This window comes from Micromonospora sp. NPDC049240, assembly GCF_040647835.1.
In the GTDB taxonomy this organism is placed as follows: Bacteria; Actinomycetota; Actinomycetes; order Mycobacteriales; family Micromonosporaceae; genus Micromonospora.
Genome location: NZ_JBEZCX010000003.1, coordinates 321,714 through 336,123, shown reverse-complemented (window position 1 = coordinate 336,123; position 14,410 = coordinate 321,714). Strand labels below are relative to the sequence as shown.

Sequence of the window (14,410 nt, the reverse complement as noted above, 5' to 3'; positions counted from 1 at the left end):
AAGGTGAACCGGAGTGCTGTCGCCACCATCGGCCCGGAGCGCGGGGTGCAGTGCAAGCGGTGGGGTGGAACGGCATGAACGTCAAACGGGCGCGGAGACAGCCATGCCGTTCCACCCACTCGGCCTGCGCGCCATGAGTGGAACGGCGTGGACGTCAAACGCCGGCCGGTCCGTTGTCGTCATCGGACCTGCCCTGCCCGCCGTGACGAGCAGAGATTTTGGCATCCGGCTAGCTGCGGGGCTCGCCGTCGACATGGCCGAGCTGCTGCACGAGGCTCGGCTGGGTCCGCCGCCTGACGGTTGACCGGCCACCGTGCCACCCCCCCCGTTTCCGGGGTGGCGGGCGAGATCTTGGAAAGGAACGGCCCCCATAGGGGCCTTTTCCTACCAAGATCTCCACGGCGGGGGCGCCTAGCGTGGCGGCGCGAAGCGGGCGATCGGGTTGGTCAGCGTGCCGGCGAACTGGAGGGCGGCGGACGGGTCGGTCAGGTCCACCATCTGCTGGTTGTTGCGGAGCTGGAGCCGGTTGAGGCAGGACAGCGGGAACTCCGGCGCGAACAGGTCGTGCCGCCGCATCCGCTCGGCCAGGTGCGGCACCGTCGCGGCGTAGCCGGCGGCGCACTCGGCGACCGTGCGCCAGAAGTCGTCCTGATCGAGCACGCCGGCGGTGTGCAGGGTGGCGCTCAGGTGCCGCAGGAAGCAGTCGAACACGTCGGTGAAGATGGCCAGGATCTTCTCGTCGTCCGGCACCGTCGCCCGTACCCGGCGGACCCGCTCCGGCAGGTCGGCGTTCGGGTCCATGACCACGATCTCCTCGGCGATGTCCTTGAACACCACCCGCTCCACGATGCCGCCGTCCAGCACCAGGATGACGTTCTCGCCGTGCGGCATGAACGCCAGGTCGTAGGCGTACAGGCTGTGCAGCAGCGGCACCAGGTAGGCGTCCAGGTAGCGGCGCAGCCAGTCCACCGGCGTCAGCCCGGAGGCCGCGATCAGCGCGCCGGCCAACGGGCGGCCGTCCCGGTCGGCGTGCAGCAGCGAGGCCATGGTGGCCAGGCGCCGGCCCGGCGCGAGGCCGGGAACCGGGCTCTCCCGCCAGAGCGCGGCCAGCATCTTCCGGTACGGCGAACCCGGCGCGGTCGCCGCCTCGTACTGCCGGTGCCGGTAGCCGATCGCGGCCCGCTCCCGCAGGATGGTCAGCCCGGCGCGGGTGAACACCGGGTCGTCGGCGACCAGCGCGGCCAGCCAGTCGTTGATGGCCGGCGTCGCCTCCATGTACGCGGCGGACAGCCCGCGCATGAAGCCCATGTTCAGCACCGACAGCGCGGTCTTGACGTAGTGCTTCGCCGGGTCGGTGACGTTGAAGAAGGTCCGGACGGACTGCTGGGCGAGATACTCGTCGGGCCCCTCGCCGAGGCAGACCAGCCGCCGCGCGGCGACCTCACCGGCGAACGTGACGGCGAGCTTGTGCCACCACTGCCACGGGTGCACCGGGACGAGCAGGTAGTCGGTCGGGTCGAGACCGAGCCCGGCCAGCGTGGCGGCGAACCGGGCGAGCGTCTCCGCGCCCAGCTCGGCCCGGACCAGCGTGTCGTAGTCCAGGTCGTCGGCGCTGGTGAACGTGGTGTGGTCGCGGTGCGCGGCGAGCCAGAGCAGCCGGACCGGTGCGGCGGCCTCCGGGGCGTACCGGTGATGGTCGTGGACGCCGAAGCCGAGCCGGCCGTTGTTGGCCACGAAGCACGGGTGTCCCTCGGTCATGCCGGTCTCGACGGCCTGGAAGTCGGCGGCGGCCAGCTCGGCGGCGGTGACCGCCGGCCGGCCCAGCTTGTACGCGGTGCCGGCCAGCGTGGAGGTGATCTCCTCCAGGTAGACCGGCAGGACCGCGTCGCTGAGGCCGAGCTGGCCGCGCAGCTCCAGGCAGAGGTCGACCGCGTCGGGAGGCAGCTCCCGGCCGTCGCGGCGCCGCGTGATGCTGGCCGCGTCGACGTGCCAGTGGTCCAGCGCGAGGCGCTGCGCCGCGAAGCGGTATTCCACCGCGTCGCCGCGCACCAGCCACCACCCGTCGCCGGCCGGCTCGGGGGTGATCAGACGTTCGTGGGCGAACTCGGCGAGCGCCTTGCGGACCAGCAGCCGGTTGGCGGTCGCCCACGCCTCGGGGGTCAGGTGGTCGACGGATGCGAGGGGGTTCACGCCGGCTTGTCTCCTTCGGTGGCGTCGCGGAACTGGTCCCGGGTGACGACGCTGAGCAGCGCGTCCTTCTCCGGCTTGCGGATCTCGCCGACGACGGTGAAGCCGACGGCGGCGTTGAGCGCGTGCACGGCGTGGTTGTGCACGTCCGGCTCCACCACCACCCGGCGGGTGGCCGGGTCGGCGAAGAGCCACGCCAGGACCGTGGTGATGACGGCGCGGGTGAAGCCGTGCGCGGGCGTGTCGGTGGGCGCGCAGAGGAAGTGCATGCCGACGTCGCCGGGCTCCGGCGGGTAGAGGCCGACCAGTTCCACCCGGGCCGGGTCGTAGCGTTCGGCCAGGAACGCCGGTCGGCCGCGCCAGGATCCGAGGTACGCGTCGTGGTGCGGGTGGGCGGCGATCCGCCGGTACTCCTCGGCGACGCCGGCCACGTCGGCGTCCTGCATCAGCCAGAACGCCGCCTTCGGGTGGGTGACCCAGCGGTGCAGCAGCGGCGCGTCGGCGTCCGGGTCCAGCGGGCGCAGCGCGAACAGTCCGAGTCGCGCGTCGATCCGCGTGAACACGCTCATGCTGTGCCGGCTGGGCATGCGCTCACGGCCCTCGCTGCGCTCGGTGCATTCGCTCATGCTGTGCCGGCTGGGCATGCGCTCACGGCCCTCGCTGCGCTCGGTGCATTCGCTCATGCCGGCACCCCGAACTCCTGGAACGCGATGGCCTTCTCGATCGGGTAGTGCTCCCGGCCGGTCAGCTCCCGGATGATCCACGAGTTGCGGTACGCGCCCATGCCCAGGTCGGGCGAGGTGATGCTGTGCGTGTGGGTGCCGCCGTTCTGGAGGAACACGCCCCGCCCGGTGCGGTCGACGCTGTAGTTGCGGGCCACGTCGAGGCGGCCGTGCGTGTCGAAGCGCAGCCGGTCGCGCACCGGCGCGAGGAAATCCGGCAGCCGGTGGCGGTAGCCGGTGGCCAGCACCAGACCTTCGGTGTCCAGCGTGAACGGGCGGTCCTGCTCGGTGTGGCGCAGCTCCAGCCGGTAGCGCCCGTCGGCGTACGCGGCGTCGACCAGTTCGGTGTTGGTGAGCAGCCGGGTCGGGGCCGGGCCGGTCAGGCTCCTGGCGTAGAGCGTGTCGTAGATGTCGTTGATCAGGTCGGCGTTGACGCCCTTGAACAGCGGCTTCTGCGCGGCCTCCAGCCGGTAGCGGGTCTCCTCCGGCAGCGCGTGGAAGTAGTCCACGTAGTCCGGTGACGTCATCTCCAGCGTCAGCTTGGTGTACTCCAGCGGGAAGAACCGCGGCGAGCGGGTCACCCAGTTGAGCTGGTAGCCGTAGGTGTCGATGTCGTTGAGCAGCTCGTGGTAGATCTCGGCGGCGCTCTGCCCGCTGCCGACGACGGTGATGCTGCGCTTGGCCCGCAACGCCGCCCGGTGCTCCCGGTACCGCGAGGTGTGGATCAGGTCGCCGCCCAGGCCCGCGCACGCCGGCGGCAGGTGCGGCGGGGTGCCGGTGCCCAGCACCAGGTGCCGGGCCCGGTGGGTGACCGGCCCGTCCGGCGTGTCCGCGTGCACCACATAGCGGTCGTCGGTGTCGTCGTACTCGACCCGGGTGACGGTGTGCCGGAAGCGCAGGTTCGCCAGCTTGGCGGCGGCCCAGCGGCAGTAGGCGCTGTACTCGGCGCGCAGCGGGAAGAAGCTCTCCCGGATGTAGAACGGGTAGAGCCGACCGGTCTCCTTGAGGTAGCTCAGGAACGAGTACGGCGAGGTCGGGTCCGCGAGCGTGACCAGGTCGGCCAGGAACGGCGTCTGCAACCGCGCCGATTCGAGCAGCATCCCGGGATGCCAGTCGACGTCGTCGCGGGTCTCCAGGAACAGCCCGTCCAGGTCGTCGATCGGCGCGGTCAGGCAGGCCAGACCGAGGTTGTACGGGCCCAGCCCGACGGCGATGAAGTCGTACGTCGACATGGTGCTCCTCAACCGACCGGGGACAGCGTGGCCGCGGTGCGGGCGTACCAGGCGGCGTGCTCGGCGATCAGGTCGCGCACCGCGAGCACGTCGTCCACGGTGGTCTCCGGGTTGAGCAGCGTCAGCTTCAGCCAGTGCGCGCCGTCCACCTTCGTGCCGGCGACAAGCGCCGCGCCGGAGGCGGCCAGCGCCTCCCGGGCGTGCAGGTTCGCCTCGTCCACCAGGTGCGGCGGCGCGTCGGGTGGCACGTACCGGAAGACCACGGTGCTCAACTGGGCGGGGGCCGCCACCTCGAAGCGGGGATCGGCGTCGAGGTGTCGCCAGGCGTCGGCGGCCAGGTCGACGACGCGGTCGAACAGCGCGCCGATCGCGTCCGGTCCCATGATCCGCAGCGTCAGCCAGAGCTTGCCCGCGTCGAAGCGTCGGGTGGTCTGGAGGCTCTTGTCCACCTGGTTCGGGATGCCCTGCTCGGCCGCGCGGGCCGGGTTGAGGTAGTCGGCGTGCCAGGTGGCGTGCCGCAGCGTCCGGCCGTCGCGCACCAGCAGCGCGCTGGAGCTGACCGGCTGGAAGAACGACTTGTGGTAGTCGACGGTCACCGAGGCGGCCCGCTCGATGCCGTCGAGCAGGTGCCGGCGGGTGGGGGAGACCAGCAACCCGCAGCCGTACGCGGCGTCCACGTGCAGCCAGACGCCGGCGGCGGTGCAGATGTCGGCGATCTCCGGCAGTGGGTCGATGGTGCCGAAGTCGGTGGTGCCGGCGGTGGCGACGACCGCCATCACCACCTGACCGTCGCGCCGGCAGCGGTCGATGGTGCGGGCCAGCTCGTCGGTGCGCATCCGCCGGCCGGCGTCGGTGGGCACGGTGAGCACCGCGTCGGCGGCGAGGCCGAGCAGCTTGGCGGCCTTCTGCACGCTGAAGTGACCGGCCGCCGAGGTGACGACGCGCAGCCGGGCCAGCACCTCCGGCCGGGCCGGCCGGGTGGCGGCCGAGCCCACCTCCCGCCGGTACGCCTCCTCCCGGGCCAGCAGCATCGCCTGGAGGTTCGACTGGGTGCCACCGCTGGTGAACACGCCGTCGGCGGTGGCGCCGAGGCCGATCCGTTCGGCCGTCCAGTCGATCAGCCGGCGTTCCATCAGCGTCGCGCCGGCGCTCTGGTCCCAGGTGTCCAGCGAGGAGTTGACGGCGCTGAGCACCGCTTCGCCGAGCAGCGCCGGGATGACCACCGGGCAGTTCAGGTGGGCCAGGTAGCGCGGGTGGTGGAACCAGATCGCGTCGCGTAGCCAGATGTCGTGCAGCTCGTCCAGGGCGGCGTCGGTGTCGCCCAGCGGCCGGTCCAGGTCGATGCCGCCGACCAGCGGCGCGAGCGCCTCGGGCCGGACGCCGGTGCCCGGTCGGTCCACTTCGGCGACCCGGCGGGCGACCCGTTCGACGCCGCGGGTCAGCACGTCCCGGTACCGCTCGACGGATCCGGTGTGGAACAGGTGGGCGCGCGCGGCGCTGACGGTCGAACTCATGCGGCTTCCCGGTGGTCGTGCGGACAGGGGCGCGGCGACGGCCACGCGGCAGTCAGATTAGGTTAGGCTCACCTAACTATCAAGGAGGGGTGGTCGGATGCGTGTCGAACGCGACCGGTGGGGCGTACCGCAGCTGTGGGCCGACGACGTGGACGCGCTCGCGTACCTCCAGGGCCGCGTCACCGCGGGCGACCGGGCCTGGCAGCTCAGCGTCGAACGGTGGCGGGCCGAGGGGCGACTCGCCGCCCACGTCGGCGCCACGGAGCTGCCGTGGGACCGGTTCGCCAGGCGCGCCCGCCTGGACGACACCGCCCGCCGCTGCCACGACCGACTCGACCCGGCCACCCGCCGGTGGGTCGCGGCGTACGTCGACGGCGTCAACGACGGGCTCGCCGAGGGTGCTGCCGCCACGCCCGAGTTCGCCGCCACCGGCAGCGCGCCGGAGCCGTGGCGGCCGTGGACGCCGCTCGGCGTGTTCCTGGTCCAGCACGCGCTGTTCTCCACGTTCCCGAACAAGCTCTGGCACGCGCACGTCGCCCGCACGCTCGGCCCCGACGCGGTCGGCCGGTTCGCGGTGGAGGGGCCGGCGTCCGCCGGCAGCAACGCCTGGGCGCTGCCCGCCGACCCGGCCACCGGACGCGGCCCGCTGATCGCCGGTGACCCGCACCGGCTGCTCGAACTACCCGGCGTCTACCAGCAGATCCGGCTCGCCTGCCCGGAGTTCGACGTGGTCGGGCTGGCCTTTCCCGGCGTACCCGGGTTGCCGCACTTCGGTCATGCCGGCGGGGTCGCCTGGGCCGTCACCAACGCGATGGCCGACTACCAGGACGTCTACCGCGAACAGCTCCGCCGCGACGGTGACCGGCTGCTGGCGCGCGACGCCGCCGGCTGGGTGCCGGTCGCGCGGCACGTCGAGGAGATCGAGGTGCGCGGCGGCCCGGTCGAACGCGTCGAGATCGTGGAGACGGCGCGCGGCCCGGTCGTCGACCACGACCGGGTCACCGGCGAGGCGCTCAGCCTGCGCACGCCGAGCCGTGTCGAGGCCCGGCTCGGGTTCGAGGCGCTGCTGCCGCTGCTGCGCGCCCGACACGCCGGCGACGTCGCGGACGCGCTGCGCGACTGGGTCGAGCCGGTCAACAGCGTGCTCGTCGCCGACGCCGGCGGCACGGTCCGTCGCCTGGTCGCCGGCCTGGTCCCGGTACGCGACGACCGCTGCCGCCGCGAGCCGGTGCCCGGCTGGGACCCGCGCCACCACTGGCGCGGCGACTACCTGCCGATGGTGGACGACAAGGTCGAAGGGGTCGCGGTCTGCGCCAACGACCGTCGCCCGGACGTCGCCGCGCACGGCGTCGACTTCGCGCCGCCGCACCGCGCCCGGCGGATCCGCGCCCTGCTCGCCGACGGCGTCGAGGCGTCCACCGTACACACCGACGTCCGCCTCCCCGCGACCCCGACGTACCGGCTGCTGCGCCGGCTCGACGCCGTCGGGCTCGGCGCGCCGGCCCGCGCGCTGTGCGACAGGCTGCTGGCCTGGGACCGCGAGATGGTGGCCGAATCGCCCGACGCCGGTGCGTACGCGGCCTGGCGTGCCGCGCTCGCCCGCCGGTTGATCACCCATCCGTCGCTGCGGGCGTTGCACGAGCCGTCCGGGTACGACGAGCTGTTCACCCCCTGGACCGACCCGGCTACCCGGATCGGCCTGGCCCTGGACCACCTCGTCGAGGAGCCCGGCGTCGACGTCGTGTCGCTCGGCGTCGACGCGCTGGTCGAGGTGGCCGCCGGGCCGCCGCCCGAGCCGTGGGGTCGCCGGCACCTGCCGCACCCACTGCACCTGGGCGTGGCCGCCGGGACCTCGGCCGCCGTCGCCGCGATGCGGGAGCGGGCGGCGCTCGGCGGGGACACCGACTGCGTGCTGGCCACGTCCGGTGTTCCCGGCGTCTTCGACACCTGCTGGCGGGGCCCGGTCGCCCGCTACGTCTGGGACCTGACCGACCGGGCGGCCAGCCGCTGGATCGTCCCGTTCGGCGCGTCCGGGCGGCCCGGCGACCCGCACTTCACCGACCAGTTTCCGCACTGGGCCGCCGGGACGCTGATCCCGGTGCCCGCCGACCCTCTTCCGAAGGACGACACCATGACGATTCCCCTGGAGCGCGACCCCGACCTCGGTGAGCTGGCGCTGGCGCCGGTGCGCCCGGACCGGCACGCCGAGCTGCTGCACGGCTGGGTCACGTTGCCCCGCAACCGGTTCTGGGGCATGGGCGCGCACACCCGCGACGAGGTGCGCGAGGTCTACGCCTTCCTGGACGGGCTGGACACCCACCACGCCTACCTGATCATGCTGGACGACGAGCCGGTCGGCCTGTTCCAGACCTACCGGCCGGAGGCGGACCCGGTGGGGGAGCGGTACCCGGTCCGGCCCGGTGACGTCGGCATGCACCTGCTGCTCAACCCGCCCCGACGGTACGCGCGCGGCCTCACCTCGGCGGTGGTGCCCGCGCTGATCCGGTTCCTGCTGCGCGACCCGGCGGCGCGGCGGGTGGTGGTCGAGCCGGACGTACGCAACGAGGCCGCACTGCGTCGTCTGCGGACCGAGGGCTTCGAGCCGGCCGCCGAGATCGACCTGCCGGGCAAGCGCGCCCAGTTGGCGTTCCTCACCCGCGAACGGTTCGAGGCCGCCGCCCCGGCAGACGACCCGGTCAGACCTCGGTGAGCCGGACCGCGTCGGCGATGACCAGGCCGGCGGCGGAACTCCACCGGCTCACCGCCACCCGGTCGGCGTCGCCGGCGGCCAGCGTGAACGTGCCGAGGGTGCGCCACTGCCCGCCGGTCGCCCGCTGGTCGACGTAGACGGTCCGGTTGCCGGTGGTGGTGGCCACGACGTACGGCGTCGAGGCGTTGTAGCCCGCGTTCGCCGGCCACCACGCCTCGACCCGGTAGTTGCCGGTGCGCGGGACGTTGAACCTGTACCAGGCGGCGTCGCTGGCGGCGACCGGGTCGGCGTAGCGGTAGTCGGCGCCGTAGCGCTGCCCGGAGAAGGACGAGACGCCCCAGTTGCCGCTGGCGGAGAAGCGGCCGGCGGTCGCGTTGTCCACGATCGAGGACCAGCCGCCGCCAGCGCCGGACATCTTCGCCGCGACGTCGGCCCGCATCGTGTTCAGGTCGATGAAGGACGGGTCGATCTTGCCGGTGGTGCTGGTCTCCCGGTGCCCACGGGCATAGCTGGAGTCCTTGCCGAGCCGGGTGAGCACGGCGGCGGTGGCGGCGATGCTGGCGGTGTACTGCGCGGTGGTCATCCGCTGGTCCACGCCGTTGTAGTCGATCTCCCACCCGATCATCAGGGTGTTGCCGTCGCCGGCCGGGATCGGCCCGCTGCCGCCGCTGACACCGGCGTGGTTGCACCGGCCGGCGGAGATCACGTGGAACACGCCGTGGTAGTCGACGAGCGCCTGGCAGAGCGGGCCGGCCAGGTCGGGGCGACCGTTGATGCAGATGTTCAACGCCGGGTGCGGGTTGGTGGCGCTGGAGGTGGCCGCGGTGTGGTGCCACAGCACGCCGATCGGGTCGAACGAGCCGGGGCGGGCCCGGTTGAGCCAGTCGCCCTCCACGACGACCTGCACGCCGGCGGCCCGCAGCACGTCCACCAGCCAGGGAATCGTGGCCATCACCGCTCCTGGAGCAGGTCGGCCAGGCACTCCGCCTTCGGCGCGGCGACGGCCGCGCCGGGACGGGCGACCACGGTCAGCGCGGCGGCCACCAGGGCCGGGATGCCGAGCAGACCTCGGCGCCGCAGACGGACGGATCGGGACGTGGGCATGGCGCTCCTTCGGCGACGACGCTCGGCATCCGATCAATCGACGGATGTGAGTGCGGGCACGCTATCCCGACGCGGGCCCCTCTGTCGATACCCTTCACCCCTACTCTTCCGAGCGAAAATATCTGCCGGCGATCGGGGTGCGCCGAACGGCGACGAGCCGGCCCCGCCGCTCGGCGGGACCGGCTCGGCCGGGAATCGACTCAGTTCAGGTGCGCCAGCAGCGCGGTGGCCATGCCCTGCTCGCCCCGGGCGTTCGGGTGGAACGGCGCGGCCGAGTTCTGCGGCACCAGGCCCTCCACCCAGCGGGTGCCGCTGCTCTTGCACGCGTCCTTGCCGATCGACGGGGTGTAGACGTCGGCGTAGCTCGCGCCGTTGGCCGCCGCGGTGTCGGCCAGCATGCTGTTCAGCGCCTTCTCCACCCCGCGCAGGTACGGCACGTCCTGGTAGGCGATCGGCACCACCGGCCAGCAGCCGTACCCGCTGTCCGGCAGGATCGCCGGGTAGCCGAGCACCACGACCCGCGCGTTCGGCGCGGCCTGCCGGACCGAGCGCAGCACGGTGGTCACCTTCGGCACGGTGGCCGCGATCCGGGCCCGGAGCTGGTCGGTGCCGCCGGCGGTGAACCGGTCCTTGCACGGCGAGCCGAGCGGGCTGCTGACGCTCGCCTCCGCGCAGTCGCTGATGATCCCGGAGAACCCGATGTCGTTGCCGCCGATCTGCACCGTCACCAGCGCCGTGGCCGAGGTGACGGCGTTGAGCTGCGGCGGCAGGTTGATGCCGAGCTGGCCGTCGCCGCCGTACAGGATGTCGTCGGTGGTGGCGCCGGAGCAGCTCACGTCCGCGAACGACGACGACCCGGCCGACGCGGCGACAAGCGTCGGGTAGTTGCGGTTGGACCGCAGGCAGTTCAGGTCGACCTGCGTGGGGATCAGCGGGCCGGCGGTGTACGAGTCGCCGAGCGCCACGTAGCGCCCGGCGGGCACGGCGGCGTTGGCGGGCGCGGTGACGGCGAGCAGCACGCCGGCGGTGGCCGCGGCGAGCGCGGCCAGTCGTGCGGCCGTACGCCTCAGCGGCAGGTGGGGACGGTTCATGGCGCCCTCCCGGGAGCGGGATCGGGGGTGGTGGTGGTCCGAGAGTCTGCCGCTGCCGGTGATATCCGTCAATATGGACGAACGCCATTAAGGGGTGGTCGGGGTGGTGGGCCGGCCCCGAGGAGGGGCCGGCCCACGCCGATCCCGTCAGGGACCGCTGACGATGCTTGTCACCTGGTGACCGCTGTCGACGGCGGCCCCGGTGTCGTTGATGACGTGGCTGATGGTGCCGACACCGCCCAGCGAGACCGTCACCATGTTGCGGAACCGCACCCCCGGGCGTGCCGGCACCTCGAACGCGCGGGCGCTCACCACGGCCGGGTTGACGTTGAAGAAGCAGTAGCTGCCCAACCCCCACGCCTGGTGGTTGGTGACCGAGTCGGCCACCTTGTACGCCGCCCAGCCCCGGGTCGACCCGTTCATCCAGGCGGCCTGGTTCGGCGGGTCGTAGGGCATCTCGTTCTGATAGAAGTAGGTCCGCCCGTTCTCGCCGTTCCAGATGGTCTGGTACTGCTGGTAGTGCTCCACGAACAGGCCGTAGAACGTGACGTCGTCGCCGTCGACGACCAGCCCGTTGCGGCCGGTGTTGACGGTCCAGCCGACCGTGCCGCTGTTGCCGTGGTCGGCCCGCCAGATCCAGGCGTGGTCACCGATCACGTCGTCGCTGTTGATCTGCATGCTCACGGTCGCCCGGCCGGCGATCGCGCCGCCGACCCGGACGAAGACGTCGGAGAGCACGGTCGGGTCGGCGGCGTGGTCGGCGCTCGACCCGGGCGGACCGACCTGGAGCAGCACGTTCGAGTTCGTGGTGCCGGCGTCGAAGAGCACGCCGGCCAGCCGTACCCCGTCGACGTCGGCGATCGTCATCGCGGTGACCCCGTTACGCGGCACGAACGTGGCCAGGCCCAGGCCGAGCACGACGGTGCCCGGCCGGGTCACGTTCAGCGTCTGGTCGAGCTGGTAGACGCCGGGGGTGACCAGCAGGTGCCGCCCGGCGGCCAGCGCCGCGTTGATGCTCGCCGCGGTGTCGCCGGGCCGCACGATCTGGAACTGGCTCAGCGAGATCGACCGGCCGGCCGGGGTGCCGGCGGCCCAGGTGGTGCCGGCGGTGTCGGTGCGCTTCGCGGGCACGAACACGCGGTACGCGCCGGCCGCGTCCACGTACAGGTAGGGCTTCTCGGCCACCACCGGCGCGGTGCCGATCGTGGTGTACGGCGGGGTCGGGAAGCTGTTGCCCGGCGCGCCCTGCACCCCCACGAAGACCTGGTTCCAGTTGGACCCGGTCCAGCCGCCGATCTGCGAGCTGCGGGTGATCCACTGCTGCTGCGAGCCGGACTGGATCTGCCCGTCGACCTTGGTGTCGGAGATCCAACCCCCGGAGGACCAGCCGCCGTCGGAGAGCGCCAGGTTGCCGCGCACGTGCATCCGGCGGTACGGCGCGGCCTGCGACACCGACCACCGCTCCAGCCCACCGGTCGGGTTGACGGTCAGCCCCTCCGCCGAGCGCCAGAAGTTCTGGGTGGCGTTCTGCGAGCCGTCCGGCCACCAGTCCGCCTCGACGTGCACCCGGCCGTTGACGGTGGTCTGGCCGGGGGTGAGGCCCAGGCCGGCGACCTGGGTGAAGAAGCCGACGTTGGCGTCCACCGCGTAGCTGCCGGGCTTGAACAGCAACGCGTACCGGGCGTTGCCGAACTGGTTGGTCTCCTGCTGGGCGAAGACCGTGTTCAGCCGGTTCTGGATGGTCGAGGTCGACATCGACGGGTCGAAGACGCTGACGTTCGGGCCGAGGTCCGGATTGGTCACCGGCGTGTCCGAGGGGGGTGGCCCGGCGGGAGTGACGGTCGGCGGCGGGGTGGTCGGGGTGCTCACGCCGGTGAGTGTCCACTTCTGGTTGGCCGAGCCGGCGCACGACCAGATCTGCATGGTCGCGCCGTCGGCCTGGTTGTTGTCGCGGATGTCGAGGCACTTGCCGGACGCGGCGTTGACCAGGTCCCCGGCGGCGGTGAGCGTCCAGCGCTGGGTGGTGACCGTGGCGTAGCAGGTCCAGATGTGCACGGCGGCGCCGTTGGCGGTTCCGTTGTTCGCGACGTCCAGGCACTTGCCCTGGGACCGCACCGAGCCGTCGTCGGCGAGCGTCCACTTCTGGCTGGCGACGGTCGGGTAGCAGGTCCACATGTGCACGGTCGCGCCGTCGGCGGTGGAGTTGTCCGCCACGTCGAGGCACTTGCCGTTCGCGGCGCTCACCAGCGAGCCGGTGCTGGCGGCGTACGCCCCGGTCGGGGCGAGGACGGCGACCGCGCCGACCGCGCCGAGCACGGCGGCGACCGCGCCGCACGCGGTGAGCCGGCCGGGCCATCGTCGGTACGCCGCTCCGAATCGCATCATTTCGGGCACCTTTCGTCGCCGGCACGCGGCGCGGGCGGCACGTGTGCCGTGGGGGTGGTGGGGTGGGGTGCTACCGCCACGTAACCGCGTGAGAGTGACCGGAGTCAATGAAATCGGACGGTTCCGGAACTCGGTACACGCTCGGTCACCGCCGCGCGACGATACTCAGCGGGTCAGGCCGACGAGCGCCGCGATCCGGGCGACGTCGGCCGCCGCCGGGTCGCGCCGGGCGATGTCGGCGAGCAGGGTACGCGCGACCGGGCGGCACCGGACCTCGGCGGGCGCGATCCGATCGGCGTCGACGAGCGCCCGCCCGGCGGCGGTGAGATCGCCGGTGGCGAGCTGGGCGCCGGCGGCGTCGACCAGATGGGCTGCTCGGTGCTCGGCCGGAAGCCGCCGCCACCCGTCGGTGCGGACGGCGTGCTGGTGCCGGCGCACCGCCTCGGCGTCGTCGCCCAGGGCGAGTGCGGCGAGGAAGCGGCCCAGCAGCACGACGGTGGGGCAGAACCCGACGTGGTGCGGGTCGTTGTCGGGCGTACCCCGGTCGGCCAGTGCGGCGGCGCGGCCGAGCAGGTCGTCGGCGTGGTGGCGGTCGTCGGCACCGGCGGCGGCGATGCCGGCCTGCACCAGCAGCGTGCCGCGTACCCCCGGATCGGTGGTGGTGTCGACGGCCGCGAGGGCGGCGGTGCGGGCGAGGCGGTGGCGGCCCAGCGCGCGCAGCGCCTGCGCGACGGCGATGCTCGCGGTGGCGGCGCGGGTCGGGTCGTCGTTGGCGGTGGCGACGGCCTGGTCCGCGGCCAGCCAGGCCAGATCGGCCTCGCCGAGCTTGACGAGCACCGAGGCGGTGATCCGGTACGCCGGCAGCAGCAGGGCGGGGGTGCCGTGGGCGGCGTCGAGCAGGGCGGGCAGCGCGCGCAGAAGCTGGGCGTAGTGAGCGTGCTGGTAGGTCAGCCAGGCGTGCGCGACGTGCCGTCGCACCTGCTCCGCCTCCGCTGTCGGGGAGGGTGGACGGTGGTAGCGGGCGAGCGCGGCGCGGACCGCCTCCACACCGTCCAACCCGGACTCCGCCGTCGGCACGGATCGGCGCGGATCGAGCAGGGCCGCCGGGTCCACGCGGAGCACCTCGGCGATCTCCTGGATGACCGAGTAGCGGTCCAGTGCGGGTACGCCGCGTTCGACCTTGTCGACCCAGCTCTTCGACTTGCCGAGCCGGTCGGCCAGCATCTGCTGGGTCATCCCCCGCCAACGGGCCACCCGCCGCCCGATCGGCGCCTCGTCGGTCTCCCGTAGGCGCTGCCCGCTCACCGCTGCCGCCCCATTGGCGGGCGCATCGCCTCGGTTGACGCTCCACAGCGCGGACACCAGCGGGACTTCACCCGGAACGCGAGCAGCCCGAGCAGAAAGCCCGGCACCAGCCCACCGAGGACGATCGACACGACTACCGAAGCCAGTGCCCTCACCTCCT

The 14,410-nt window shown here is 73.0% G+C and carries 10 protein-coding genes and 1 pseudogene; 2 read left to right on the top strand and 9 right to left on the bottom strand.

Annotated elements, in window-relative coordinates; translation table 11 throughout:
- Positions 1-411: 411 nt before the first annotated feature.
- The 4 genes from AB0B02_RS06780 to AB0B02_RS06765 form a co-directional block, all read right to left on the bottom strand.
- Positions 412-2,190, bottom strand: a complete 1,779-nt coding sequence (locus AB0B02_RS06780) for an IucA/IucC family siderophore biosynthesis protein (RefSeq protein WP_357297513.1) — start codon at positions 2,188-2,190, stop codon at positions 412-414.
- Positions 2,187-2,756, bottom strand: coding sequence for a GNAT family N-acetyltransferase (locus AB0B02_RS06775; protein ID WP_357297642.1), 570 nt, complete (start codon positions 2,754-2,756; stop codon positions 2,187-2,189). The genes AB0B02_RS06780 and AB0B02_RS06775 overlap by 4 nt, the downstream gene beginning before the upstream one ends.
- Positions 2,757-2,866: 110 nt before the next feature.
- Positions 2,867-4,141, bottom strand: a complete 1,275-nt coding sequence (locus AB0B02_RS06770; RefSeq protein ID WP_281942074.1) for a lysine N(6)-hydroxylase/L-ornithine N(5)-oxygenase family protein — start codon at positions 4,139-4,141, stop codon at positions 2,867-2,869.
- 8 nt (positions 4,142-4,149) lie between these two features.
- Entirely contained in the window at positions 4,150-5,655 is a 1,506-nt protein-coding gene (locus AB0B02_RS06765; protein ID WP_357297510.1) for an aspartate aminotransferase family protein, read from the bottom strand.
- Between the two features lie 97 nt (positions 5,656-5,752).
- Between AB0B02_RS06765 and AB0B02_RS06760 the strand changes: the two are divergent.
- Together AB0B02_RS06760 and AB0B02_RS06755 are read left to right on the top strand one after the other, a co-directional pair.
- Positions 5,753-7,753: pseudogene (locus AB0B02_RS06760) on the top strand (penicillin acylase family protein); the annotation flags it as partial.
- A gap of 33 nt (positions 7,754-7,786) precedes the next feature.
- A complete protein-coding gene (locus AB0B02_RS06755) occupies positions 7,787-8,365 on the top strand; it encodes a GNAT family N-acetyltransferase (RefSeq protein WP_281942701.1) in 579 nt (192 codons plus the stop codon).
- On the opposite strand, the gene AB0B02_RS06750 is transcribed toward AB0B02_RS06755, so the two are convergent.
- From AB0B02_RS06750 to AB0B02_RS06730, 5 genes are all read right to left on the bottom strand, one after another.
- A complete protein-coding gene (locus AB0B02_RS06750; RefSeq protein ID WP_357297507.1) occupies positions 8,352-9,317 on the bottom strand; it encodes an N-acetylmuramoyl-L-alanine amidase in 966 nt (321 codons plus the stop codon). The genes AB0B02_RS06755 and AB0B02_RS06750 overlap by 14 nt on opposite strands.
- Entirely contained in the window at positions 9,317-9,469 is a 153-nt protein-coding gene (locus tag AB0B02_RS06745; RefSeq protein ID WP_281942069.1) for a hypothetical protein, read from the bottom strand. The genes AB0B02_RS06750 and AB0B02_RS06745 overlap by 1 nt, the downstream gene beginning before the upstream one ends.
- A 200-nt stretch (positions 9,470-9,669) precedes the next feature.
- On the bottom strand, positions 9,670-10,560 hold the full coding sequence (locus AB0B02_RS06740; RefSeq protein WP_281942067.1) for an SGNH/GDSL hydrolase family protein: 891 nt from the start codon (positions 10,558-10,560) through the stop codon (positions 9,670-9,672).
- Positions 10,561-10,707: 147 nt separating this feature from the next.
- The gene (locus AB0B02_RS06735) at positions 10,708-12,945 is read right to left on the bottom strand and encodes a ricin-type beta-trefoil lectin domain protein (protein ID WP_357297504.1); all 2,238 of its coding nucleotides are present in this window, start codon (positions 12,943-12,945) and stop codon (positions 10,708-10,710) included.
- Between the two features lie 165 nt (positions 12,946-13,110).
- Entirely contained in the window at positions 13,111-14,250 is a 1,140-nt protein-coding gene (locus AB0B02_RS06730; protein ID WP_357297502.1) for a helix-turn-helix domain-containing protein, read from the bottom strand.
- Between the last annotated feature and the right edge of the window lie 160 nt (positions 14,251-14,410).

Excerpts from the sequence above, each read along its gene's own strand:
- AB0B02_RS06775 (WP_357297642.1), bottom strand. The coding sequence starts at position 2,756 with ATGAGCGTGTTCACGCGGATCGACGCGCGACTCGGACTGTTCGCGCTG.
- AB0B02_RS06770 (WP_281942074.1), bottom strand. The coding sequence starts at position 4,141 with ATGTCGACGTACGACTTCATCGCCGTCGGGCTGGGCCCGTACAACCTC.
- AB0B02_RS06765 (WP_357297510.1), bottom strand. The coding sequence starts at position 5,655 with ATGAGTTCGACCGTCAGCGCCGCGCGCGCCCACCTGTTCCACACCGGA.
- AB0B02_RS06755 (WP_281942701.1), top strand. The coding sequence starts at position 7,787 with ATGACGATTCCCCTGGAGCGCGACCCCGACCTCGGTGAGCTGGCGCTG.
- AB0B02_RS06750 (WP_357297507.1), bottom strand. The coding sequence starts at position 9,317 with ATGGCCACGATTCCCTGGCTGGTGGACGTGCTGCGGGCCGCCGGCGTG.
- AB0B02_RS06745 (WP_281942069.1), bottom strand. The coding sequence starts at position 9,469 with ATGCCCACGTCCCGATCCGTCCGTCTGCGGCGCCGAGGTCTGCTCGGC.
- AB0B02_RS06740 (WP_281942067.1), bottom strand. The coding sequence starts at position 10,560 with ATGAACCGTCCCCACCTGCCGCTGAGGCGTACGGCCGCACGACTGGCC.
- AB0B02_RS06735 (WP_357297504.1), bottom strand. The coding sequence starts at position 12,945 with ATGATGCGATTCGGAGCGGCGTACCGACGATGGCCCGGCCGGCTCACC.